This is a genomic window from Bradyrhizobium sp. BR 10289, assembly GCF_019455385.1.
Classification (GTDB): Bacteria; Pseudomonadota; Alphaproteobacteria; order Rhizobiales; family Xanthobacteraceae; genus Bradyrhizobium.
Genome location: NZ_JACOFR010000005.1, coordinates 274048 through 297181, shown reverse-complemented (window position 1 = coordinate 297181; position 23134 = coordinate 274048). Strand labels below are relative to the sequence as shown.

Annotated in this window: 18 protein-coding genes and 1 pseudogene; 11 read left to right on the top strand and 8 right to left on the bottom strand. The window is 60.9% G+C overall.

The window, feature by feature from the left end:
- The first annotated feature begins 120 nt into the window (after positions 1 to 120).
- The 4 genes from HYH08_RS12480 to HYH08_RS12465 all read left to right on the top strand — a co-directional run bounded on the left by HYH08_RS12480 (position 121) and on the right by HYH08_RS12465 (position 6829).
- On the top strand, positions 121 to 981 hold the full coding sequence (locus tag HYH08_RS12480; RefSeq protein ID WP_349631422.1) for an ABC transporter substrate-binding protein: 861 nt from the start codon (positions 121 to 123) through the stop codon (positions 979 to 981).
- A 77-nt stretch (positions 982 to 1058) separates the two neighbouring features.
- A complete protein-coding gene (locus tag HYH08_RS37685) occupies positions 1059 to 2675 on the top strand; it encodes an amino acid ABC transporter permease/ATP-binding protein (RefSeq protein WP_220010144.1) in 1617 nt (538 codons plus the stop codon).
- A 12-nt stretch (positions 2676 to 2687) separates the two neighbouring features.
- A complete protein-coding gene (locus HYH08_RS12470; protein ID WP_220010075.1) occupies positions 2688 to 6098 on the top strand; it encodes a molybdopterin-dependent oxidoreductase in 3411 nt (1136 codons plus the stop codon).
- Positions 6099 to 6115: 17 nt separating this feature from the next.
- A complete protein-coding gene (locus tag HYH08_RS12465) occupies positions 6116 to 6829 on the top strand; it encodes a GntR family transcriptional regulator (protein ID WP_220010074.1) in 714 nt (237 codons plus the stop codon).
- Here the strand turns inward: HYH08_RS12465 and rutR are convergent.
- From rutR to HYH08_RS12440, 4 genes and pseudogenes are all read right to left on the bottom strand, one after another.
- Positions 6826 to 7482 carry an HTH-type transcriptional regulator RutR gene (rutR, locus tag HYH08_RS12460; RefSeq protein ID WP_220010073.1) on the bottom strand — a complete coding sequence of 219 codons (657 nt, stop codon included), beginning with the start codon at positions 7480 to 7482 and terminating at the stop codon, positions 6826 to 6828. The genes HYH08_RS12465 and rutR overlap by 4 nt on opposite strands.
- A 187-nt stretch (positions 7483 to 7669) precedes the next feature.
- Positions 7670 to 9088: pseudogene (locus HYH08_RS37425) on the bottom strand (MFS transporter).
- 47 nt (positions 9089 to 9135) lie between these two features.
- A complete protein-coding gene (locus HYH08_RS12445) occupies positions 9136 to 10218 on the bottom strand; it encodes an amidohydrolase family protein (RefSeq protein WP_220010070.1) in 1083 nt (360 codons plus the stop codon).
- The gene (locus tag HYH08_RS12440; RefSeq protein WP_220010069.1) at positions 10215 to 11435 is read right to left on the bottom strand and encodes a 2-methylaconitate cis-trans isomerase PrpF family protein; all 1221 of its coding nucleotides are present in this window, start codon (positions 11433 to 11435) and stop codon (positions 10215 to 10217) included. The genes HYH08_RS12445 and HYH08_RS12440 overlap by 4 nt, the downstream gene beginning before the upstream one ends.
- A gap of 198 nt (positions 11436 to 11633) precedes the next feature.
- Between HYH08_RS12440 and HYH08_RS12435 the strand changes: the two genes are divergently transcribed.
- Together HYH08_RS12435 and HYH08_RS12430 are read left to right on the top strand one after the other, a co-directional pair.
- Positions 11634 to 12293, top strand: a complete 660-nt coding sequence (locus HYH08_RS12435; protein ID WP_220010068.1) for an NADPH-dependent F420 reductase — start codon at positions 11634 to 11636, stop codon at positions 12291 to 12293.
- An 8-nt stretch (positions 12294 to 12301) separates the two neighbouring features.
- A complete protein-coding gene (locus HYH08_RS12430) occupies positions 12302 to 13300 on the top strand; it encodes a quinone oxidoreductase family protein (protein ID WP_220010067.1) in 999 nt (332 codons plus the stop codon).
- A gap of 6 nt (positions 13301 to 13306) precedes the next feature.
- Here the strand turns inward: HYH08_RS12430 and HYH08_RS12425 are convergent, their stop codons facing one another.
- The gene (locus HYH08_RS12425; protein ID WP_220010066.1) at positions 13307 to 14446 is read right to left on the bottom strand and encodes a 2-methylaconitate cis-trans isomerase PrpF family protein; all 1140 of its coding nucleotides are present in this window, start codon (positions 14444 to 14446) and stop codon (positions 13307 to 13309) included.
- Complete coding sequence (locus HYH08_RS12420) at positions 14433 to 15227, bottom strand: GntR family transcriptional regulator (protein ID WP_220010065.1); 795 nt, start codon at positions 15225 to 15227, stop codon at positions 14433 to 14435. Before HYH08_RS12420 ends, HYH08_RS12425 begins: the two co-directional genes overlap by 14 nt.
- Positions 15228 to 15437: 210 nt before the next feature.
- Here HYH08_RS12420 and HYH08_RS12415 point away from each other — a divergent pair, with 210 nt between their 5' ends.
- From HYH08_RS12415 to HYH08_RS12405, 3 genes are all read left to right on the top strand, one after another.
- Positions 15438 to 16841 (top strand): MmgE/PrpD family protein, encoded by a 1404-nt coding sequence (locus tag HYH08_RS12415; protein ID WP_220010064.1) that lies wholly within the window; start codon positions 15438 to 15440, stop codon positions 16839 to 16841.
- A 68-nt stretch (positions 16842 to 16909) separates the two neighbouring features.
- On the top strand, positions 16910 to 17788 hold the full coding sequence (locus HYH08_RS12410; protein WP_220010063.1) for an alpha/beta fold hydrolase: 879 nt from the start codon (positions 16910 to 16912) through the stop codon (positions 17786 to 17788).
- A 127-nt stretch (positions 17789 to 17915) separates the two neighbouring features.
- Positions 17916 to 19145, top strand: a complete 1230-nt coding sequence (locus HYH08_RS12405) for an ABC transporter substrate-binding protein (protein ID WP_220010062.1) — start codon at positions 17916 to 17918, stop codon at positions 19143 to 19145.
- Between the two features lie 87 nt (positions 19146 to 19232).
- On the opposite strand, the gene HYH08_RS12400 is transcribed toward HYH08_RS12405, so the two are convergent.
- The gene (locus HYH08_RS12400) at positions 19233 to 20108 is read right to left on the bottom strand and encodes an isocitrate lyase/PEP mutase family protein (protein WP_220010061.1); all 876 of its coding nucleotides are present in this window, start codon (positions 20106 to 20108) and stop codon (positions 19233 to 19235) included.
- A gap of 112 nt (positions 20109 to 20220) precedes the next feature.
- Between HYH08_RS12400 and HYH08_RS12395 the strand changes: the two genes are divergently transcribed.
- On the top strand, positions 20221 to 21489 hold the full coding sequence (locus HYH08_RS12395; RefSeq protein WP_220010060.1) for a 3-isopropylmalate dehydratase large subunit: 1269 nt from the start codon (positions 20221 to 20223) through the stop codon (positions 21487 to 21489).
- Positions 21486 to 21980: a LeuD/DmdB family oxidoreductase small subunit gene (locus HYH08_RS12390; protein ID WP_220010059.1), complete on the top strand. Its 495-nt coding sequence runs from the start codon at positions 21486 to 21488 to the stop codon at positions 21978 to 21980. The genes HYH08_RS12395 and HYH08_RS12390 overlap by 4 nt, the downstream gene beginning before the upstream one ends.
- A 66-nt stretch (positions 21981 to 22046) precedes the next feature.
- Here HYH08_RS12390 and HYH08_RS12385 read toward each other — a convergent pair whose 3' ends face one another.
- Positions 22047 to 23063, bottom strand: coding sequence for an NADP-dependent oxidoreductase (locus tag HYH08_RS12385; RefSeq protein ID WP_220010058.1), 1017 nt, complete (start codon positions 23061 to 23063; stop codon positions 22047 to 22049).
- Positions 23064 to 23134 lie beyond the last annotated feature (71 nt).

Sequence of the window (23134 nt, the reverse complement as noted above, 5' to 3'; positions counted from 1 at the left end):
TTTCGCTGAATGCAAAAGCCTAAGATTTGCGCGTGCAATCTTCCCATTATTGCATAATCATCACATTAACTTGCTGAAATTTCTATAGTTCAATCGCAACGTCGGAAGGAGTTTGATATCGTGTCGAGCAGGGCAATTGGTTTCGGACTTGGGGTTGCTGTCGCCATGGCTCTGATAAGCCCGGCAACGGCGGCGGATGCGGCCTGCGAACCGGCAAAAGTCGCGCAGAAGTACCCCGGCCTCGCGGGGAAGACGATCAAGATCGGCGCCGATCCGCAAACGCCGCCCTACATCATGCGCGACAAGACCGACTTCAACAAAGTTGTGGGCATCGACGCGGACCTTAGCCGCGCGGTGTTCGATTGCGCCGGTCTGAAATACGAGTTCGTCCTCGGCGCGTGGTCGGGAATACTTCCGGCGGTCCAGAGCGGACAGTTGGACGTGATGTGGGACGACCTCTACTACAAGCCTGCTCGTGCAGAAGTCGTAGATTTCGTGATCTACATGCAAGCTGCAACAGGCGCGTTGGTGCAGAAGGGCAATCCCAAAAAGATCGCCAGGATCGAGGATCTTTGCGGCTTGACCGTCTCTTTCGGAGTCGGCAGCAGCAACGAATTGGCAGTCAAAAAGCAGAATGAGGCGTGCAAGGCCGCGCAGAAATCCGAGATCAACATGATGCCGTTCCAGGATTTGGCGGCGGGATTGCGCCTGTTGGACAGCGAACGCGCGGACGCGATCATGTGGGATCTCGGCTTTGTCGACAATTTAGCAGCCACGAACCCCGAGAAGTATGCACGCGGATTTGCCATCATGGACGGGCTCGAGGTCGGTGCCGCCGTGAAAAAGGGGAACGCCGAGTTGCTCCAGGTCATATCTGACGGCATGCAGGTGGTCCAGAAGACCGACCAGCAGAAGAAAATCCTTCAAACCTACGGCGTCGATGCCGCGCTGCAGCTGCCGGCTGCAACAAAAACCAAATAGCGCGCGGCCTTTATATCAACCGATCAAAAGTCGTCGCGCCGAGGCGCGACGAACTTACATAGGGGCCGCTCGTGGAAATGGCATTCGTCGGCGACTTCTTCGGCTATATAACCTCCGGCTTTTTATGGAACGGCGCGCTGATCGCGGTCGAGATAACGTGTCTAGCCATGATGCTGGGACTCGGTCTGGGCCTGGTCTTCGCGTTGATGCGTCTATCTCGGATGAAGGTGGTTCGCTCGTTCGCATGGACCTACATCTGGATCATGCGTGGAACGCCACAGCTTCTGCAGCTCGTCTTCATCTTCGACGCCTTGCCGGCTATGGGCATCAAGCTCGACAGCTTCACCACGGCGGTAATAGGCTTCGGGCTGAATCAAGCCGCTTTCAGCGCCGAAAACATCAGGGGCGGCATAACATCTGTCAGTCGGACCCAATCGATCGCGGCCGCCTCCTTGGGAATGAGCTCATTTCTGACGCTACGCAGGATCATCCTGCCGCAGGCGATGCGTACGATCCTTCCGGGGATATTCAATGACATCATCAGCATGCTCAAACTGACGTCGATTGCGTCGATCATCTTTGTCAGCGAGCTCACATTCCGCGCCCAGCAGATCGTAGGTCAGAACTTTCGGTTCTTCACGGTTTTTGCGGCTGCGGGCGCCGTCTATCTGCTCATGACGAGCCTCATCGCGTTCGTTCAGGGCTTGACCGAACGGCACTTCGATATTGAACGGACGCCTGCGGAAGCCGGCCCCCTGTCGCGAATGTTCGGCTTTCGCCGCCCCCAAAACAATTCTCAAGCCTCGGATGGCCTCGCCATCGAGTTGGAGCGCCCGGGCCAAGCCCGACAGAACAACGAACGACATTGGCTGCGTTCGTTGGTTCACCGAAGAGTTGAGCAAGTTGATGCGGGCGCTCCGTTCGTCGTCTGCCGCAACGTGCAGAAGGTCTATGACGGACGCGAAATACTCACCGGCGTAGATCTGACCGTCCATCGGGGACAAGTCGTTTGCCTGTTGGGTCCGAGCGGCTCCGGAAAGAGTACCTTCTTGCGCATGATCAATCATCTCGAAACGATGGACTGGGGCGAGATTACCGTCGGTGGCGCACGTGTAGGATACGACGCCATACCTGGCGGCCTCAAACCGAGCAGAAACGTCGCCAAAGCGCGAGCCGACGCCAAGATCGGCATGGTCTTCCAGCATTTCAACCTGTTCGCGCATATGTCCGCGCTTGAGAATGTCATGGAGGCGCCGGTCCGGGTGCATGGAATGCCGGCGGCCGAGGCGCGGAAGATCGCTCTCCAACTGCTCGAAGAAGTCGGCCTTGGTGCGCACGTCGACAAGCTGCCGCACCGTTTGTCCGGAGGTCAACAGCAACGAGTGGCAATAGCCCGCGCATTGGCCATCAAGCCGCAATTGATGCTGTTTGACGAGCCGACGTCGGCGCTCGATCCGGAACTGGTTGGCGAGGTTCTCTCCGTGATGAGGCGGCTCGCCGACGCCGGGATGACCATGATCGTCGTGACTCACGAAGTTCGGTTTGCCCGCGAGGTTGCCGACCTCGTCGTGTTCATGGACGGCGGAAAGGTCGTCGAACAGGGACCGCCGTCACAGGTCATCGATTCTCCGCGGGAAGAACGCACGCAGCGATTCCTTCGATCGGTCGAACGACCCATGACGGACGCGGCCTGAGGCGAGAGGATCGTGAAGCCGCTTTCCGAGACCGCCGCCGAGGAAATCCGCACACCGGGCTTTTGCGCGCTCTGCAAGTCGCGGTGCGGCTCCGTGATGGTGACGCGGGGTGGCCGGCTCGTCAGGCAGGAGCCGAACCCGGACCATCCGACAGGAGCGGCGCTCTGCATCAAGGGGCGCGCGGCACCGGATATCGTCTATAACCCGCAAAGGGAGCTCTACCCGCTCAAGCGCACACGCCCCAAGGGCGACCCGGATCCTGGTTGGATTCGTATCTCCTGGGAGGAGGCGCTTGCTGCGACCGCAAAGGAGCTGGATCGCCTTCGCAGCCGATACGGTGCCGAGTCGGTCGCGGTCGGCCTTACGACACCGAGCGGCACGCCGATCTCGGATGATATCCGCTGGATCCAGCGCTTCTGCAACGCGTTCGGAACGCCCAATGTCGCCGACGGCACCGAGATCTGCAATTGGCACAAGGATTCCGCGCATGCTTATACGTTCGGGCGATCGATAGCATCACCGGACTTTGCAAGGTCCGCTTGCGTCGTCCTGTGGGGCCACAATCCGAGCGCTACTTGGCTCGATCACGCGACGGAAACAGGATCGGCCCATGCGCGCGGCGCGAAGCTGATCGTCATCGACCCGAAGCGGGTAGGCTTCGCCGGGCGCGCCGACCAATGGTTGCGGGTGAGGCCCGGTGCGGACGGCGCTTTAGCTCTCGGTATTGCCGGCGTGATGATCAGGGAGGGCTGGTTCGACGCAGACTTCATGCGCGACTGGACCAATGGTCCGCTCCTGGTGCGAGCCGATACCGGGCTTTTCCTTCGGGTCCGCGATCTCGCTGATACCATCGACGGAGAGCCCGACGATTTCGTTGCGCAGGATGCGGCGGGCAGTCTGGTCTCCTACAATGCCTCGAAACGACGGTATGCCGGTGGCCGCTTTCCGGCCTTGAACACCATTTCAGCGATCTCGCTCCGAGAGGGCAATCGGATCGCCTGTCGATCGGCGTTTCATATGTACGCCGAGCTCTGCGACGACTATCCGCCAGAACGTGTCGCGGAGATCGCATGGGTGCCCGCATCGCAAATTCGAGAGACAGCGCACCTCCTTTGGCAATGCAGGCCCGTGAGTTATTATGCCTGGTCGGGAGTTGGCCAGCATACCAACGCCACCCAAACTGACCGCGCGATCTCGCTTTTGATGGCATTGACGGGAAGCTTCGACGGACCGGGCGGAAATGTCGAATACCAAAAGCCCCCAGCGAAAGACGTCTCGCGTACCGACCTCCTGTCGCCCGAGCAGAAGCTCAAATGCGTCTCGCTTGCACATTCGAGCCTGGGACCCGGCCGCCAGGGCCTCATCGGTTCCGATGCGCTCTACAAGGCGATCCTGGATGGCCGCCCCTATCCCATTCGGGGGATGATCGGGTTTGGGCGTAACTTCCTGGTCAACCACGCCAATGGCGATCGCGGCGTCCGCGCTTTAGAGCAGCTCGAATTCTATGCCCATGTCGACCTCGTCATGACCCCCACCGCGGCCTTGGCCGACATCTTCCTGCCGGTCAACACCCCATGGGAACGTGAGGCCTTGCGGATCGGATTCGAAGGAACGCAAGCGGCGGAATCGCACATCCAAATCCGAAAAGCCGCTATCCAGAGCCGAGGCGAGAGCAGGTCTGACGCCCAAATCGTCTTCGAACTGGCGCAGCGCCTCGGATTCGGCGACCTCTTCTGGAACGGCAACATCGATGCCGGCTTTGACGAGATCCTGCAGCCACTAGGACTGACAGCCGACGACCTCCGGGCCAAACCCAACGGAATAAGCATTGCGGGGAAGCCCTATTACCACCGCCACAAGCGCGACGGGGTGAAGACCCGGACCGGCAAGATCGAGATCTATTCCGAGGTATTTGCCGAGGCCGGCCAACCTCCGCTCCCCACTTTCGTCGAGCCGTCGGCGTCTCCGTATGGCGCCGATAAGCAGTATCCCTTGGTCATCACGTCGGCGAAAGTCGCGCATTATCTGCACGGCCAGCATCGCAGCATCACATCGCTCCGGCGCCGCTCGCCCGATCCTGAAATCAGCGTTCATCCAGACACCGCTTTCGAGCGCGATATTCGAGAGGGCGACTGGATCAACATCAAGATGCCCTACGGCACGGCCCGCATGCGAGCGCGATTCGACCAGAGTCTGGATCCCCGCGTCGTCAGCGCCCAGTATGGCTGGTGGCAGAGCAACGAAGAACTTGGCCTGCCCGGCTATGACGCACGATCCGACGGCGGAGCGAACGTGAACCGCTTGGTGTCGGACGACAGGGTGGATCCGATCAGCGCATCTTCCGGGTTGCGGTCCTCCATCTGCGATCTTGAACCTGTTACACCCCGGGCGCTCAAGGCATGGTCGGGCTGGCGGCGGTTTGAAGTGATGGAGATCGCACGTGAGACCGACGACGTTCTCTCGCTGCACCTGCGCCCTGCGGACAACAGCCTTCAACTGCCGGCCTTCCGCGGCGGCCAGCATGTGACGATGCGGTTGACGGGCGAGGACGGAAGGCCGGTCATACGCTGTTACTCGCTGTCGGGCGAATATCGGGCCGACAGCTACCGAATCTCGGTAAAGCTGGCCCGCTCTGAGCGGGGCAATGGGCAGATGTCTGGCCTGATCCATGGTCGCTTGTCTTTAAAAGGCATTGTGGATTTGCAGGCACCCAAGGGCGAATTCCGCCTCGACGAAGAACATCTGGCGCGGCAGGAACAGCTCGTCCTTGTGGCCGCAGGCATCGGCATCACTCCAATTCTGGCGATGCTGTACGACCTCCGCGATCGGCAATGGGAGGGTGACCTCCAGCTCCTTTACGGGGTCCGCTCGACGAAAGACGAGGCTTTTCGAGAGGAGATCACGGAGCTCGAAGGCCAGTTGCCGCGCCTCAAGGTCACGATCTTTCACAGCGCGCGTGGCGCGCCCACAGGATCGCGCAAGATTGGACGCATCACCCCACCCGACGTTGTCTCCGCGATCAAGGGGAAACCCCTCATCTACATCTGCGGGCCCGCCGGAATGGCGGAGGATCTGGTCTCAGGCCTTCGCCAAGCCGGCGTCGACGAAAACCGGATCCGTCTTGAGGCGTTTGGGCCTTCAAGTCGGCCGCTGGAATCCGTCAACCGGGGACCGCAGACCATCGTCCTGCGGAAATCGAAAACATCGTTTGCGTGGCAACCCGAGGCAGGGTCCCTACTGGATCAAATCGAACGACACGGTGTCGCGGCTGCGTCGGGCTGCCGGTCGGGCCAATGCGAAAGTTGCCTTGTCAGACTTCTCGACGGCGCTGTGATACACCCCTCGACGTCCACAGAGATCCGCAAGGACCAGTGTTTGCCGTGCGTGGCCGTACCAATTTCTTCTCTCGTTATCGACCTATGAAGCAGCGGAAATCCCACATGGTCACCCCCAAGCGCCGCAGGCCCGTCGAACGCATGCCGGCAGCACAAACACGGACCGAGAGCCTGCGCCTCAAGATCGAGGAAGAAATCCTTGAGGGGCGTGCCCGGCCCGGGCAGAAGCTCGATGAAGAGGAACTGGCGGGCCGCTTCGGGATGTCGAGGACCCCGGTGAGGGAGGCCTTGAAGGCAGTTGCCGCAACCGGGCTCGTCGAGATTCGCCCGCATCAGGGAGCCTACGTCGCAGTCCTGTCGCCTCGTGTCATCATAGACATGGTGGAGATGATGAAGGTGCTGGAGATCACTTGCGCCCGCTTTGCAGCACGTCGTCACTCGCGAGACGATCGCAAGGCCATCGAGAAAGGCCTCAATCAGTGCATTGCCGCCGCAACCGCGGCCGATTCGCGCGGCTTCTACCGCGCCAATGTCGTGTTTCACGAGGCCATCTACACGGCGAGCGGCAATGACTTCCTGGCTTCGCAGTCTCAATTACTGCGGCAGCGGCTCGAACCCTACCGCCGGCAGATTGTTTATCACGAAGGCCTTGTGGACCGCTCGGTCAAGGAGCACGCGGACATTTGCCATGCGATCTTCGCCATGGACGAGACAGCGGCCGAGAGGGCGATGCAGACGCACCTCGAGGCTCTTCAGGATTCGATTTCGACCATGGTTGAAGCGATCACCTCTACAGGCAAAAAAAGTCTCGCAGGCTAATCAGTACCGGTGTTCCGCGGCCGCAATCCGTCAAGCAAAAGCTTCTGCAAGTTCTCGACTGTTGCCTCGAAGAAAGCCTTTTGCGTGAGGCGCTTCCCCACGACTGCATCGATTTGAGCCGCGAAGTCGGCATAATGCTGCGTAGTCGCCCAGATCGAGAAGATCAGGTGGTAGGGATCGACCGGCGCGAGCTTGCCGCGCTTGATCCAAATCTTGATCAATTCCGCCTTTTCATCCACCAGGCTTTTCAACGAAGTCCGCAAATGCTGGCGAACCAAGGGCGCGCCTTGGACGATCTCTAGACAGAACAGTCGCGAAGCCTCTGGATTTTTGCGCGAAAACTCGACCTTGGCCCGGATGTAGGATTTCAAGGTTTCGACAGGATCGCCTTCCGCGTTCAGCGCCTCGAGAGGCGTTAGCCAATCCTGCAGAAGACGCTTCAAGACACCTTGGTAGATCTCTTCCTTCGATTTGAAGTAGTAGAAGAGGTTAGGACGCGACACGTCGGCACTTTCGGCTATTTGGTCGAGAGTCGTCCCGTGCAAACCGAAGCGGGAGAACAGCTGCAACGCCGCGTCCAAAATGGCTTCTTCCCGCTCTTGAATCCGCTTCAGGCGCCGCGGACTCTTCGTACTTGCTCTTTGACTCGCCATCTGCACTCCGTAGCGCGCGATGCAACACGGCGGTCCAAGATGGTTTGGCCCTAGGCTGCACTGCTTGCTCGGCGATTATGACAGATGCGGCAATGCTGGGGCAACTCGCGAGGCTTCGCGCCATGTGCTCTGCAGCGTCGCTATGGATCTGCTCGGAGCTTACGGACGGCCGGCCAGAAATCCCTTCTCAAAGCGCGGCGCCCCCCGGCACCCGTCCTGGCGCTGCCGAGCGTTCCTCTTTGCCTATCGGCAAACCAGCCGCCGATTCGAGCGACTTGCTGCCGGTCTCCGGACCCAGGGCAAAAACCACGCCGGCCTGAGTGAAGACGATGCCGGCCAGCATGGCCACGACAGCCGGGAGGCCCCCAAAGGCGAAGGCGCCAACTAGTACGAACTGTACTGACGCCGTGGCCAGCCGCCCGGCCGCGCCGCAAAACCCAACGCCACGCAGGCGCACCGGTGTATCGAACAACTCTGGCAGATAGATATTGCTGGCAATCGAACTGGCGGCTCCCAGCGCACCCGCCAGTAGAAATGCCACGATAGCCAGTGCCGTCCCGTTCGTCAGAGCAAAGGCTCCGCACAGGAGACCCGCGCAGGAGGAAGGAATGACGATGCCGAGACGGCGGCCTAACCGGTCCGCCGACCAGATCGAGACCGCTGCGCCGGTCAGAAGCCCGATCGACATGATCAGCGGAAGATGAAGGGCTGACTAAAAATTCATTCCCTGGCTGATGGAGAACGTCGGAAGCCATTGGAGGAAACCGTTGATCACAAAACCCGTTGTCGTGGTCAAGACGACACCGACAATCGTTCGCAGTACGGTTTGTCTCTCGAACAAGACCGACAGCGGGGTGACGGCTCTGCTTTGTACCGTTGCCCGGCCTGCCGATGCTGATCCAGGATTCGCCGTCACAATATTGGAAGCCAGCTCGATCCCATCCAGAAGGGCGTTCGCCTCCGACGTTCGACCGACCGCCTCAAGCCAGCGGGGTGATTCCGGCAGCGATCGTCGAAAGAACCAGATCAGGAGGGCCGCTGCCCCCGGCAACAAAAACATCCATCTCCAACCAAGAGACGGTACAACCCATGAAGCCGTCAACAATGCAACGATTGATGACGCATTGGCCATCAGCACCATGCTGGCAATAATCCGGCCGCGATATTTGGCTGGAATGAACTCCGCCATGGTAGCGTAGCCGACGACGATTTCTGCGCCGAGCCCAAGGCCCATGACGAAGCGCAGGACGATCAAGATCGTCATGTTCGGTGCGAAGGCGGCGGCGACCGAAGCGAGCCCGAACACGAGCAGGTTTAGCTGATAGCAGAAGCGGCGGCCATAGCGGTCGCCGACAATACCGGCGCCCCAGGCGCCCGCCGTCAAGCCCACGAAGGTAGCGGTAAGGAACGTTGCGTTCAGGCTCATGGTCGACCAGCCCGACTGAACCAGCGCAGCGAGCACGGCGCCGGCGGAGTACAGTTCGAACGTATCGACAAACAACCCGGCGGTAATGAGCGCCAGGAGCCGGTAGTGCCAAGGTCCGAGCGGCAATCTGTCGAGGCGCGGGCCGCTGTTCGCGACTTGCAAAGTCACGTGCTGAATCATGGCATTTCTCCCGGCGTCTCGAAGACGCGTTGTTGTTCTCGATTGATCTAGATGGAAAGACGATAAATGCGCGCCGCGGTGCCGGCGAAGAGCAATCGGCGCTCGTCCTCGCTGGCGCCGACTGTCAGGCGTTTGAACGTATTCCAGAGCGTTGAGTACCCCGTGCCTTGGATTTCGACGGGAAAGTTGCTTTCGAACATGCAACGGGCAGGCCCGAAGGCCTCGATACATGTCTCGATCCACGGTCTCCATATCTCTGCGAGCAGCCGCGAATCCGGAGGATCCTTCGCATCGACGTAGTCGTAGGCCGCGCAGCGCCCAAGCAGGCCACCGAGCTTGCAAACGACATTCGGCCGTCGAGCGACGTCTAGCACGCCGCGACGCCAATCTTCGAAGTGTCGCTCGCGATCATATGCATAGGGACCGTAGCCGAGAGGTCCGCCGCAGTGGTTCATGACGATGACGAGATCCGGACAGGCGTCCGCGAGGCCGGCGAGGTCGCTGAGTTGCGTGTGGAACAACCAGGAATCCAGGCTAAGGCCGTAGGCCGCGAGTGTCCGCGCACCTTCGCGGATAGCCGGATCGGCGAATGCGTCAGGGCTTGCTCCTGTGTGGCTGCTCAGGATCTGCGGACTGGCGTCCCAACTGGTTGAAAAGCGCACGCCTTTGAACAGGTCCGGCGCCGCCTGCAGATGTGCGTCCAGCACCTCCGCCACTCGCGCGCCCAGCCGCAGGTCGGAAAACCCGATTATGCCGCGGGCTATCTCCGCCGGCCCAAACCGACCACTGGCGCTCATGGCGTGCATTCCGACCACGAACTCGGTTTCGCCGACAGGCCGCATCGAGACGGGACCTTTTGCGCGATACATCGACACGCATTCCGCATAGATCGTGGCAACGACGTTGTGATCGCGTCCGACATCTTCGCCAAATTCATCAACCAGGTAACGAAACCCTGGAACGTCCCAGAGGTGGTGATGCGCATCGACGATGGGCAACTCGGGGAACAGGATCTCTTCTCGCGGTTGGCGCGCAAGCCACGGCCGGTCTGGAGGAAAAATCCGACCGAACTCCGTGGGATGGCCATGGGGAGAGACAGCGAAAATCGAGGGAAGCGAAAGTTCGGTCATGAGGGGGCTGCTCCCGAGGCGGCGTCCTTGGGGCAGCCGTGTGTGACGCTAGTGTTCAGGACCTCATGCGGATAGAAGGCTTCGCATCGTGCCAAGCGGCGAGCTGTGCGGGCCATCCCTAGCATCGTGAAGCGTACTGCCGTTGAATCTCCCGGCGCCTCCGTCGCGACTTTCACGGTCATCGCTCCTGACGGATGGCCGATGCGCAGCGTTGGTCGGGACACATCGGAAACGACAGATCGAACCACGGATCCATCCAAGCGCGACGCGGCTGCCAGACACATCGAGCCCGTGCCTGCGATGCTCTCATGCAGGCGTCCCATGAACATAAGCCTGACTCGCAGGTCGACGTCAGCCGCATCGATCTCGACTCCGCTCAACGTGAGATAACTCGCCGGCGGCGCGACGACCCCGATCATCGGCAAGCCGGGTGAATGTTCATCGGCCTGTCGCCAATCCTCGCAGAACCCAAGGAGGGCTGCCGCCTTGCCGCGCAGCTCGGCCAGCCGCCGCAGCAGCGCTGTGTTCGCGTGAATGGCGTCGTCGAGCTCACTGCCATTCATGCCAACGTCGCTCGCGGCTACCCAGAGCACGGGGTTGCCGACGTCGCACAAAGTCGCGGGGATTTTGCTTCCATCCTCCAGCGTCAGAACGTCGGTTGCCGCTTGTGTCGGGAGCAGCCTGCCGGTCTTCGCGCCCACCGTATCCACCCAATTGAGGAGGATCGGAGCACCCGTGCCAGGGACACCCGGAATTGCCAGATCGCCCGAGACGCGCGCTCGGCCGTTCAGGACCGGGACGTCCGCGACGATGATCTTGCCGGTGTTGGTATTATGGATGCGGACGCGTGTCACGCCCTCGACCGCGGGGACCAGGCCCTCATCGACCGCGAAGGGACCGACTCCCGCGGAAATATTGCCGCAATTGCCGCTGTGAACGACGCGACGGCGATCTACCTCCACCTGAGCGAAGGTGTAGTCCACGTCTGCATCCGTCCGGCTGGATCGCGCAATGACAGCTACCTTTGACGTGATGGGACGTGACCCGCCAAGCCCGTCGATCTGCAGCACATCGGGGGATCCCATCAGGCGAAGGAGGAGCCGGTCCCGTTCGGAACCAGCCGGCGGCAGCGCGCGTTCGTGAAAAAACAGACCCTTGCTCGTGCCGGCGCGCATGATCACGCAATTGATCGCCGACTGCTCGCCGTGGCTTTCCATCCGACGTCCTCCTGCGATCCGGGTGCCCCTCCCCGACCGACGCGGAATTTAAGTAGCGCATGGCTTGAAGTCAATAAGTTTATATACACATAAACTCTATGCCTATCGCGCGACTTGCCGTGCGATATCGACGGACGGAGGCGCCGCAATTCGATCGACCGGCGTCAGTTACTTGATTGCAACCAAAGGAGACAAACCATGCGAATCGGCATTATCGGAGCCGGCCTGGTCGCACAGGGCGTGGCGCAATTGGCGCTCAAATCTGGACACGAATTGATGCTCAGCAACGGGCGCGGCCCCGAAAGCCTCCGCGACGCCGGGCGCAAAATTGGGGTCAGCATCGGTACCGTGGACGAAGCCGTTGCCTTCGGCGACGCGATCCTGGTCGCAATCCCGTTCAGCGCCATCCATACGCTTCCCACGGAAGCGCTTTCCGGAAAGCTGGTGATGGACGCTGCAAACTACTACCCCGAGCGCGATGGGCGGATCGAAGAACTCGACATGCGGGAGTCCACAACCAGCAACATTCTGGCGAGACACCTTTCAGGATCGCTGATCGTCAAGGCATTCAACGCGATTCTGGCCAGCGACTTGGTCAAGGATGCCAAGCCGGCCGGATCGCCGGGGCGACGGGCGCTTCCTATCGCCGGCGACGATGCGCAAGCCAAGCAAGTCGTGGCGACCCTGCATGATGAGCTCGGCTACGATGTCGTGGATGCCGGCCCGCTGTCGGAAAGCTGGCGCTTCGAGCGCGCTAAACCAGCATATTGCGTAGCGTTCGATGAGAGCGGATTGCGGGGCGCTCTTAGCCGCGCCGAGCGCGATCGTGAGGTCGAGGAAGGCTCCTGGCGCAAATGAGGCGGCACATGAAGGCCATCAGGATCGAGCAATATGGCGGCCCCGAGGTGCTGCGCCTGCAAGACATTCCCGCGCCTGAGCCGGGTCGTGGGGAAGTGCTCGTGCGCATTTCCAACGCCGGTATCAATGTGATGGATATCGGCACGCGAAAAGGTGTCTTCGCGTCTTCGCGCACCTACTCCGTCAAGCTCCCGACCACCATCGGCATGGAAGGCGCAGGCACGGTCGAAGAGGTGGGTGATGGCGTGAGTAGATTTCGGCGAGGCGACCGCGTGGCGTATTGCCTGGTTTGGAGCAGTCATGCCGAATTTGCCGTTGTGCCCGAGGACTGGCTCGTCCACGTCCCAGCCGCAATACCGCTATCACTCGCCGCGGCTGCGACATTTCAAGGGTTCACCGCCCACTATCTTGCCACGGATGTCGGCCAACTCGGGCCCGGGCGCAGTTGTCTCGTTCACGCGGCCGCCGGCGGCGTCGGACAACTTCTGCTTGGCTTTGCGGCACGCCTCGGCGCAACGGCCTTTGGTACGGTCCGATCCGAGGGACAAAAGCAAGTCGCGCTCGAACGCGGCGCGCGGGAGGTCTTTTTGTCCGACGAAGGGAGCTTCGTCGCGCCGCTCCTGGAAGCCACCGGGGGTAGGGGCGTCGACGTGGTATTCGACTCTGTCGGAAGCTCCACCCTTCGGCACGACTTGAAAGTAGCCAGGTGCCGGGGCCTGATCGTGAACTTCGGATCGTCCGGCGGCGCGGTCACCGACCTCAACCCGGCTGAACTTGGCGAGGCCGGATCACTCTATCTCACAAGACCGCGCCTCAAGGATCACCTCGTTGGCGTAGAGACGATCGAGCGGCGCGCAGAAGCTCTGTATGCTGGTCTCGCCGAGGGGAGCCTCAGGCTTCGTCTGGGCGATCGCTACGGAATGGACCAGATCCGAGAGGCCCACGGGGCGATCGAGAGACGTGAGGCCGAGGGCAAGCTGGTGCTCGATATCGCGCCGGTTGATTGAGAAGCATCAGCTCCCGAGAGTGCGCGGGATGCAGATGCTGCCCGACATCAACCGGCGAGCTGTTCGCGGGAATCCGAGAGCTTGAAAAGCTCGCCCGTCGTCCTGTGCAACAACACGGACATCCAGCGTGCCGCCGGGGTGGCCGATGCGAAGCACGTCGGCCCCGCCCCGGTGACGCTCCGAGAGAACGCGCTGCACGAGGGTGCCGGCGATGCGGGAAGCTGCAGCAAGACAGATCGCACCGGTGCCTGCCATGGTTGGATGGCATCGGCGCAGATAAAGGAGGCGCGCATGCATGTCCGAAGGCGCGTCGTCTGCCGAACGCCCGACTAGCACGATCATGGGCATTGCCGGCAGATCGCCCGTCCTCCAATCCGGCCAGAAACCAAGCGCCTGGCCTACACGCCCCCGTATTTCCTCCGTCGCGGCAATCAAGGCCGCATCGCTCTCGATTTGCTCGGGACTCTCATCGCCGCGCAATCCGAACGCAGAGGCCTCGATGAAGACGCAGGGATTGGCGACGTCGCAGACTGACGTCTGGAACACGCGACCATCATCCAAATGCACCGTTTCGATCGCCGTGCCGGTCGGCAAAAGACGGCCGGTCGCGGCTCCGATCGTTCCGGCATAGTCCATTAGGATCTCAGCACCCGTGCCCGGGACGCCCGGGATCGCGCATTCGCCAAAGACTCTCGCTCTCGCTCCAGCCACCGGCACCCGCGCCACCAGAATGGTGCCCGTATTAGTATTGTGAATGCGGACCGTCGTCACAGGCTCTGTCGCCCGAACGAGTCCTTCGTCGATGGCGAATGGGCCGACCGCAGACGAGATGTTGCCGCAATTGCCTTCGTATCCAATCCTGTCGGAGCCGATCTCAACCTGGGCGAACGTGTAATCCACGTCGGCGTCCGGCCGTTCTGACGGATCGACGATGGCCACCTTGGATGTGTTGAGCCGGGCGCCGCCCATTCCGTCGATTTGCGTCTCATCGGGCGTGCCCATGGCGCGCTTAAGTAGATTATCGCGATCGCGGCCCGGTGCGGGCAGATCGCGGCTACGGAAAAACAGTGCCTTACTGGTTCCGCCCCGCATCACCACGCAAGGAATCTCGATTTGATCTGCGTCGTCCAGTTCAGAGCCCATCATGCACGATCCGGCCGGCAGTCAGCGTATTCACCGTATCGCCGGGAATGTCCATCAGGATACGGCTGCGCTCCGACGACAGGAACGCCGCGAGATAGAGGATAGGTCGATCCTTATCGTCGTGCATGACGCGCACGAGGCGCAGCAGAGCGGCCCCGACTTCGACTTTCATTTGGCCGGCCAAAGTGGGATCGGCAATCACGGCGGTAAACTCCTGCAGCACGCGCCCGAAGACGACCCCTTGGCCCAGCAACAATTCATAGAGCGGCGATTTCCTAAGGCGCGATGCGCTCACGCCCTTGCGGAATTCGCTGGGAATCCACGCATCCGTCAGCATGACGGGCATGCCGTCCAGCGTGCGCAGGCGAACGGCGTGAATGGCCTCCTCGCCTTCCCCCAGCTGGAGCAGATGCACCACGCTTTCAGTTGGCAGAGCATGCTCGAACAGCAGGACTTGCACCTCCGTTTCGCTCGCCTGCTTCTTGAGCTCGTCGATCAGGCTGAGATTAGGCGCGGCGCGCGGGATGGCCGTGCCCTGTCTTACGAAGGTGCCCAACCCGTGCCGACGCTCCACCAATCCCAGCGTTGCAAGGTCCGCAAGCGCACGACGGACAGTGATGCGCGACACCCGGAAGTGCTTGCAGAGTTCCTCCTCCTTCGGCAGCGCTCCACTCGGCCCAAACGCGCCGCGCAGAATTTGCTCGCGCAAGACCAGGAACAGCTGGCGATGCAGCAATGTGCCCTTGGCGGGCGAGAACTCGGGAATGCCAGCAGCAGGGGACATGGTCTTCACAGCTTTGGGAGAGACGAATCGCAACTTAGCACCTCGACATCCGCTTGGCACAGCAGAGCGTTTCACGCACGTGCCGATAATTGGAAACAGCTCCGCCAAGAGATATTATGTTGACATAATGATATAAACACTTAATGCTGTTAGGTAGCAGTTGTCAATGACCGCCTGCTTAGGCAAGCGATCCAACAAGATGGATGAGGGATGGACGCGTTCAAGGAACAGGTTTCCAGCCAGCGCGAATGGCAATCGGCTCGGTTTGCAGATTTCGCCATCGGACTGACGCTCAGCGAAGTACCCGCTGCGGTGCAGGACCTGGCCAAAAGACACTGGCTCGACACGCTGGGCGTCGCCATCGCGTCATCTGCGTTTGCCTTTGGTCGCGTCGCACTCGAGGGCGTACGTGAACTCGGCACCGGGTCCGATGCGACTGCCATCGGAAGCGGCGCCATGTTGCCAGCGGCCTCCGCGGCCCTCGTCAATGGCGTTCTCGCTCATGGTCTCGATTTTGACGACACGCATATCGGCGGCATTTATCATGCGAGCGCTCCTGCTCTTGCGACCGTTCTCGCCGTTGGCGAAGCCAAAAAGACACGTGGCCGCGACGCCCTGCTCGCCTTCATCGCCGCGATCGAGATCGGGTGCCGGTTAGCTATTGCGGGCGCCGGCGATTTTACGCGCCGCAATTTTCACGCTACGGCCGTGTGCGGCACCTTCGCAGCGGCCGCCGCTGCCGGCCGACTCTCGGGCGCGACCCGCCCCCAATTGGTCAGCGCCTTCGGCCTATGCGGCAGCATGGCCTCTGGCATTCTGGAAACCGGGGAATCTTGGCTCAAGAGGCTCCATCCTGGGTGGTCGGCGCACGCCGGGGTCGTCGCTGCCGCACTGGGCCGGGTTGGTTTCATAGGCCCGGACACGGTGCTCGAAGGCCGTAGGGGCTTCTATGCGGCCCATATCGGCCACGTTCCAGACCCCCTGCCCGGCCACCAACTCGGGGCAGAGTGGCGGGCGATCGGACTCGCTCTCAAGCCTTACCCGTGCTGCCACGTGATCCACGCGTTCGTCGATGCCGCCTTCGAGCTTCGCGATCAGTTCGCGCTTGGTGACGTGGAGCGGATCGAATGCAAGCTCACCCGCGAGTGGCTCTCCCTAGTGACGGAACCACGAGCCGATTGCATTCGCCCAGCGAATGCGTATCGCGCATTGTTCAGCGTGCAATACGTGGTGGGCCTCGCGCTCGCTCGCGGCCGCGTCGATCTCGCCGCTTTCTACGATGAACCGCTGGATGCGCCCGACGTGCTCGCGATCGCCGAAAAGACCTGGTGTGTCGACGATCCCGAGAGCGACTACCCCGCGCATTTCCCGGGAGAGATGATCGTTCACCTGAGAAATGGACGAGTTCTAAGCAGTCGAAAGCCATGGAGCCTTGGCACGCCGGAATGGCCGATATCTCAGGCCGACCTAGAGGCAAAGTTCATGGCCAACGCCACGCGCGTCGTATCCACCCGCGCGGCCGAACGCCTTGCCGAAGCCGTGATGCACCTTGAAGACGCGGACTCGCTACAGGAGATCATGTCTCTGTCGACCGCGGCGCAAGCGCCACACTGACGGCCGTCCAGCCCTCCTTGGTCATCGCGGAACCAACCGCACAGACGATCGAAAAACGGAGCAACGACATGAGCAATCCACGGCATGCGACGCGCAAAGCCTACGCGCAAACGACATACGGCGCCATTCACTACGCTGAAATTGGCGAAGGCCCTCCTCTCCTGATGTTGAGCGAGACCGCGCGTACTTGGCGGCACTTCGAGCGGATCATGCCTTTGCTGGCACCTCATTTCCGAACGATCGCGATTGATACTCCAGGGTACGGCAATTCTCACGCTCTGCCTGAGCCGCTCTCGATCGAGTCGCTGGCCGAATGTGTCGCCGCATTCCTACCTGCAATCGGATTGCGCTCGTCGAACCTGTTCGGCATTCACCTCGGCAACAAAATCGCCTCAGCCGTTGCGGCCAACTTCCCCGAGCGGATCGACCGGCTGGTATTGGCGGGACAAACCCACAGCATCATTCCGGAGGTCGCATCGCGCAACGAAGCCATCAAGCCTATCGTTGACGGCTACCTCCAGCCCGCCGGGGAGAACGCGGACGGCAGTCATCTGGTGAGGCAATGGCTGCGCACCTTCAATACGGCCTCGGGAAAGTGGTGGCCGACGCAGGTGCTGACCGGAGCGAAGGTCACAGAAAAAGACATCGAAGATGCGGAATCGACAGTTTCTGACTATCTCCTAGGATGGCGCAGCGTAGATCCCGTCTATCGCGCGGTTTATGCATATGACCTCGCCGAGGCCTATCGAACGATTCGAGCACCCACGCTGATCCTTGAACTGACGACGCCTCAGGAAACACACATGGGCCCCCAGGCCCAGCGTATCGCGGCGATGCTGTCTTCGGGCGTCTCCAAAAGCGTTCCTGTAACCTACGCATCCGCCATGCAGACGGAAGCCGCGCCCATTGCCGAGGCGATCATTCCGTTTCTGCTAGGCGGCGACTGAACTCGCTGACGAAGCAGTTCGGCTACCTAGCGCCCGTCTGCGCCTCCGTCAGGGACGCCTGACTAAGGAGAATAGTTCTGTCGTCGGACCAGATATCACTCGTTAGATCGAAGCCGTGGAGGAAATAATGACAGTTGGAAAGACCCTGCCTGCTATCAGCCTGCTCGTTGCTTCGACGCTGCTCGGCAACGGGACTGCGCTCGCCGAGAAGAAATACGGTCCTGGAGCTTCGGACGTCGAGATCAAGGTCGGAAACATCATTCCCTACAGCGGACCGATGTCTTCGTTTGCAATCATGGGGAAGACCGAGGAAGCGTACTTCGCCAAGATCAACGCTGCAGGCGGCATCAATGGTCGACGGATAAAGTTCATCTCCTACGACGATGGATACTCCCCGCCCAAGAGCGTCGAGCAAGCTAGAAAGCTGGCCGAAGGAGACGAGGTCTTGCTCCTGTTCGGTGCGCTGGGAACCCCCGGCAACGTAGCCATTCAAAAATATCTGAATCAACGCAAAGTCCCCCATCTGTTCGTCGCATCCGGAGGAACTCGTTTTGGCGACTCGAAGGCTTTCCCATGGACAATGGGTTGGCAGCCAAACTACCAAAGTGAAGGCCGCATTTATGCAAAGTCCATTCTAGCGAACCAACCAACGGGAAAAGTCGCCGTTCTCTGGCAGAACGACGACTCCGGGAGAGACTGGTTGAAGGGCTTCCGGGATGGATTGGGCGAGAAGGTCGATATGATCGTGGCGGATCGGTCTTACGAGGCCGGCGATCCGACGATCGATTCGCAGGTCGTTTCGCTGTTCAATTCGAAGGCCGATGTGCTCGTCGCGCTGAGCGGACCGAAGGCATCGGCGCAAGCGATCAGGAAGGTCGCCGAACTGGCCTGGAAGCCCACTTTCTATCTGGTCAACACGTCCAGCTCGATCGCGAACGTCCTCAAGCCGGCCGGCTTGGAGAACTCCAGAAATATCATATCAACCGACTTTCTGAAGGACCCGGCAGATCCCGCATGGAAAGATGATGGAGGCGCTAAAGCATACAACGCCTTCGTCGCCGAGTATTTGCCGGGCACTGACGGGACGGACCGCAACGTCGTCTACGCCTATTCTCTCGCGCAAACGGTCGTAAAGGTTCTCGAACAATGCGGCGACGACCTCACGCGAGAGAACGTGATGGCGCAAGCCGCAAAGCTGAAGGAGTTCGCTCCGGACATGCTGTTGCCCGGGATCAAGATCAATACGGCGCCCGACGACTACTTTCCCATCCAGCAAATGCAGCTCAAGACATTCGATGGCTCGACGTGGGTGCGCACCGGTGAGGTCTTGACTGGAGAGGTCGGCCACCAACGGTGACGGTCGTAAACAGAAGTCGTGATTTCTCGCAAAAGGCGGGCCTCGCGGCTGACGGCCGCCGCGAAGCTATCCGAGATGGGATTATGTTCATCTCTGCTGCATAGGCTGTTTGTCGAGATCGACGCGCATCGAATCCCACTCCTCTGATCCAAATCGCGCGAACGTCTCCGCAACCGTCACTCCAGACGGTGGGGACGGCGACATGCCGGTATTGGCCAACTCGGACAACGCGGCGTCGAAAGCATGAACGGCAGCCATCGGGAGCATGGCCGGCAGTATGGTCAAGCGATAACCCATCGCTTGCGCATCCGCCATGCTGACGAGCGGCGTCTTGCCGCCCGCGACCAAGTTGAGAAGGCACGGGCCGGCTACGCGCTTCGGGATCTCCGCGAGTTCCCCGACGGAAAGCGCGGCTTCGACAAAAGCCATATCCGCACCACTCTTCAATGCCGCGTTCGCCCTGCGTATTGCTTCGTCGAAGCCAACGACTGTCCTAGCGTCGGTTCGGGCAATGATGAGGAAATCGGGGGAGCGGCGCGCCGATACGGCGGCGCGAACTTTCACCAGGAACTCCTCCAATGGGACAAGCTCTTTGCCCTCGAGATGGCCACAACGCTTCGGAGAAACCTGATCTTCCAGATGGATGGCCGCCACGTCGCGGTTCTCGAATTCACGCACTGTTCGGGCGACGTTGAGCTCGTTGCCGTAGCCCGTATCGGCGTCTGCGATGAGCGGAACTGAAACCGACCGGGCTAATACGGCCGCATTCTCGATCATTTCGGACATGCTCAGCAATCCGTAATCGGGGTAGCCGCGCGCGATGGAGGTACCACCGCCCGTCATGTAAACGGCCGGAAATCCGGAATGCTCGATGGCACGCGCGCCGATGGCGTCATAGGCGCCCGGTGCGACCACCATCTCGCCATCGGCCAAGCGCTGCCGCAGCCGGGATGACATTCTCATGTTCCACTCCTTTTTGGTTGACTTCCATCGATCTATTATGCTTGTTATATACACATAACAACCCACTTCGCAACGTTCGATGTGAGACAGGCGCGGGGGGCCAGGAGGACGAATGTCCGAGACACTCGTACAGAAAATCATCTCCCGCCACCTCGGGGGAAAGGCAGTAAAGCCGGGCGATGTCGTGATGCTCCCTTGCGACGTGGTTCTGGGCAACGATGCGTCCACCAACGGCGCCATCCGAGTACTCCACGAAATGGGCGTTGACCGTCTGCCCGACCCCTCCAAGGTCGTCACAGTCGCCGATCACTTCGCGCCGGCCAAGGATGTGATCTCAGCGACCCTCCTGAAGCAGATGCAGGATTGGGCGCAGGAGCAAGGCGTCGCCTTCTACGGACAAGGGCGCGGCGGCATCGAGCATACGGTCCTTATCGAAGAGGGCTGGGTCGTGCCGGGTTCGGTTATCGCAGGCGGCGATTCGCATACTTGTACTTACGGCGCGCTCGGTGCCTTCGGCACTGGAGTGGGCCTGACGGATCTTGCCTGCTGCATGGCGACGGGCATGTTCTGGCAAACCGTACCTGACACGATCCGGGTCGTCTTTTCCGGCACACGGCGGCCATTCGTGAGGGGCAAAGACCTCATTCTAGCCGTCCTTGCTCAGACCGGCGTCGCCGGCGCGACTGGCAGCGTGCTGGAATTCACCGGATCGGCCGTGGTCGACTTGTCGATCGACGATAGAATGGCGGTGAGCAACATGGCGGTCGAGGCCGGAGCCGAAACCGGCTTCTTCCCGGCTGATGGCGTCACCGCCGAATATCTCCAGAGTCGGGCCAATCGCGCCTGGAGCGCGGAAGCATCCGATAGCGATGCTACATTCGCGCGCGAACTGCACATCGACTTGAACACGCTTTCGCCTCAGCTCGCCTGGCCGCACCTGCCGGGAAACGTAACCGCCGCGAGTGAAGCGGATACGAAAAAGGTCGATCAGGTCTACATCGGCAACTGCGCAAACGGCACCATCACCGACCTGCGTGACGCAGCCGCTATGATGCGAGGGCGGCAAGTCGCGAATGGCACGCGCATGATTGTCGTTCCGGCCAGTCGGCGTGTCTATAAGCAAGCTCTCGAAGAGGGGCTACTGCAAGTTTTCGTTGAGGCTGGTGCGGTGGTGTCGGCACCCACCTGCGGCGCATGCTTCGGCGGGCACAACGGAGTGATGGCGGCCGGCGAGCGTGTCGTCGCCACTACGAACCGCAACTTTCGAGGGCGCATGGGATCACCGGAGGCCGAGGTGTTCCTTGCGAATGCCTCAGTGGCTGCCGCGGCGGCGGTCGCAGGCCGGATCATCGACCCTCGAGAACTGGAGAGCGCTGCATGATCGTGACAGCCGTCGTAGTTCCCGGAGACAACGTCGATACCGACGTTCTTTATCCGGGAAAATACATCAACATCCTCGACCCGATGCAGGCCCGACTTCACCTGTTCGAAGGCCTGGACCCCTCCTTGCGCGACAAGCTGAGAGGATCGACTGCGCTGTTTGTCGGCGAGAACTTCGGGTCGGGTTCGTCGCGAGAGCAACCTGCCAGCGCCATGGTAGCGTCTGGCGTGCGGTGTCTGATCGGTCGCAGTTTCGCGCGAATATTCGGCCGCAATGCCGTTAATTGCGGACTTCCGGCCTTTGTGAACCCGACGGCCGTAGATGCAGTTCTGGACGGCGCAGAGGTGGACGTCGATCTCCGAACTGGAGTGGTCCGCATCGGCGAGAGAGATTTCGAATCCGCTCCGATGCAGAGCGTTCCAAAAGAGATATTGGCGGCAGGTGGACTTGTGAAATGGGTGCGGACCAGATCCACGTCGCCGAGATCTTGATGCGCCCCCACGGCTCGCGTGCAATCTGACCAAACTCAGAATGCGTTGGCAAATTACCGTTCGGATTTAGATGACGGCGAGCGCGAGCTTGCCCTGAAGATGTCCAAGTGCAGCGCGCTCGTGCGCTTTCCGGGCCTCCGCGAGCGGCAGGACGCTATCGATCAGGATCCGAATTGCGCCATTGTCGAGGAGGGGCGCGATCTCCGCCAACTGACGCCCGTTCGAGCGGACTTGTGTGGCTGAAACGGTGACACCAAGCTGCCTCGCTTCCTCAGCGCCGGCAAATCCCAACGGGAAGATTGGAAATAGCGCCCCGCCCGGCCTGATCGTGCGCAGGAAACGACTTGACGTCGGACCGCCCACAGCATCGACAACGAGATCGACGTCCCGCAAGACATCTTCAGGCGCCGTCTGGCCATAGTCGATGAACGCGTCGGCGCCGAGGTCACGAAGAACTGCCTCGTTTCGTCCGGATGCGATCGCTGTCACTCGAGCGCCCCGCCACTTCGCCAGCTGTACGAGGAGATGCCCCACGCCACCAGCCGCGCCGTTGATGACGACGGACCTGCCCTCGAGGGGCACCGGCTCATGCTGATGCGACTGCAGCGGATTTGGCTCTTCGTGGCCCAGGTCGATCAGAAACTGCCAAGCGGTCAGCAGCGACATCGGTGCGGCAGCCGCTGAGACATGGCTGATCGCGCCCGGCTTCAGAGCGAGTTGCGCTGCGGGCACACTGACGTATTCGGCGTAAGCGCTGCTTTGCCCGGCGAGCCCCTCCGGAAAGCGAACCATGGCATAGACCTCGTCCCCTGCGGCGAACCCTTGCACCTGATCTCCAACCGCTTCGACAGTGCCAGAGATGTCCGTCCCCGGAATGATCGGAAAGGCGACTTTGGGCTGCCATTCGGGAGGCAACATCCTGTAGCCCTCACGCAAGTACCAGTCGGGCGGGTTGATCCCGACGGCGTGAACGCGGACAAGCACCTCGCCGTCTTTGAGCTCAGGCTTGGGCGCATTTTCGTAGATCAGGACGTTAGGGCCGCCGAAGGCGTGCATTCGGACTGCTTTCATTTCACCGCTCACGGGATCCTCCAAGCTGTATGTTCGCGATTTAGTGGATGGATCCACGGTTGATAACGGCCCAACAAGTCGCT

Excerpts from the sequence above, each read along its gene's own strand:
- HYH08_RS12400 (WP_220010061.1), bottom strand. The coding sequence starts at position 20,108 with ATGAGAATGTCATCCCGGCTGCGGCAGCGCTTGGCCGATGGCGAGATG.
- HYH08_RS12415 (WP_220010064.1), top strand. The coding sequence starts at position 15,438 with ATGGACGCGTTCAAGGAACAGGTTTCCAGCCAGCGCGAATGGCAATCG.
- HYH08_RS12445 (WP_220010070.1), bottom strand. The coding sequence starts at position 10,218 with ATGACCGAACTTTCGCTTCCCTCGATTTTCGCTGTCTCTCCCCATGGC.
- HYH08_RS12430 (WP_220010067.1), top strand. The coding sequence starts at position 12,302 with ATGAAGGCCATCAGGATCGAGCAATATGGCGGCCCCGAGGTGCTGCGC.
- HYH08_RS12440 (WP_220010069.1), bottom strand. The coding sequence starts at position 11,435 with ATGGAAAGCCACGGCGAGCAGTCGGCGATCAATTGCGTGATCATGCGC.
- HYH08_RS12395 (WP_220010060.1), top strand. The coding sequence starts at position 20,221 with ATGTCCGAGACACTCGTACAGAAAATCATCTCCCGCCACCTCGGGGGA.
- HYH08_RS12405 (WP_220010062.1), top strand. The coding sequence starts at position 17,916 with ATGACAGTTGGAAAGACCCTGCCTGCTATCAGCCTGCTCGTTGCTTCG.
- HYH08_RS12410 (WP_220010063.1), top strand. The coding sequence starts at position 16,910 with ATGAGCAATCCACGGCATGCGACGCGCAAAGCCTACGCGCAAACGACA.
- HYH08_RS12465 (WP_220010074.1), top strand. The coding sequence starts at position 6,116 with ATGGTCACCCCCAAGCGCCGCAGGCCCGTCGAACGCATGCCGGCAGCA.
- rutR (WP_220010073.1), bottom strand. The coding sequence starts at position 7,482 with ATGGCGAGTCAAAGAGCAAGTACGAAGAGTCCGCGGCGCCTGAAGCGG.
- HYH08_RS12425 (WP_220010066.1), bottom strand. The coding sequence starts at position 14,446 with ATGATGGGCTCTGAACTGGACGACGCAGATCAAATCGAGATTCCTTGC.
- HYH08_RS37685 (WP_220010144.1), top strand. The coding sequence starts at position 1,059 with ATGGCATTCGTCGGCGACTTCTTCGGCTATATAACCTCCGGCTTTTTA.
- HYH08_RS12390 (WP_220010059.1), top strand. The coding sequence starts at position 21,486 with ATGATCGTGACAGCCGTCGTAGTTCCCGGAGACAACGTCGATACCGAC.
- HYH08_RS12435 (WP_220010068.1), top strand. The coding sequence starts at position 11,634 with ATGCGAATCGGCATTATCGGAGCCGGCCTGGTCGCACAGGGCGTGGCG.
- HYH08_RS12420 (WP_220010065.1), bottom strand. The coding sequence starts at position 15,227 with ATGTCCCCTGCTGCTGGCATTCCCGAGTTCTCGCCCGCCAAGGGCACA.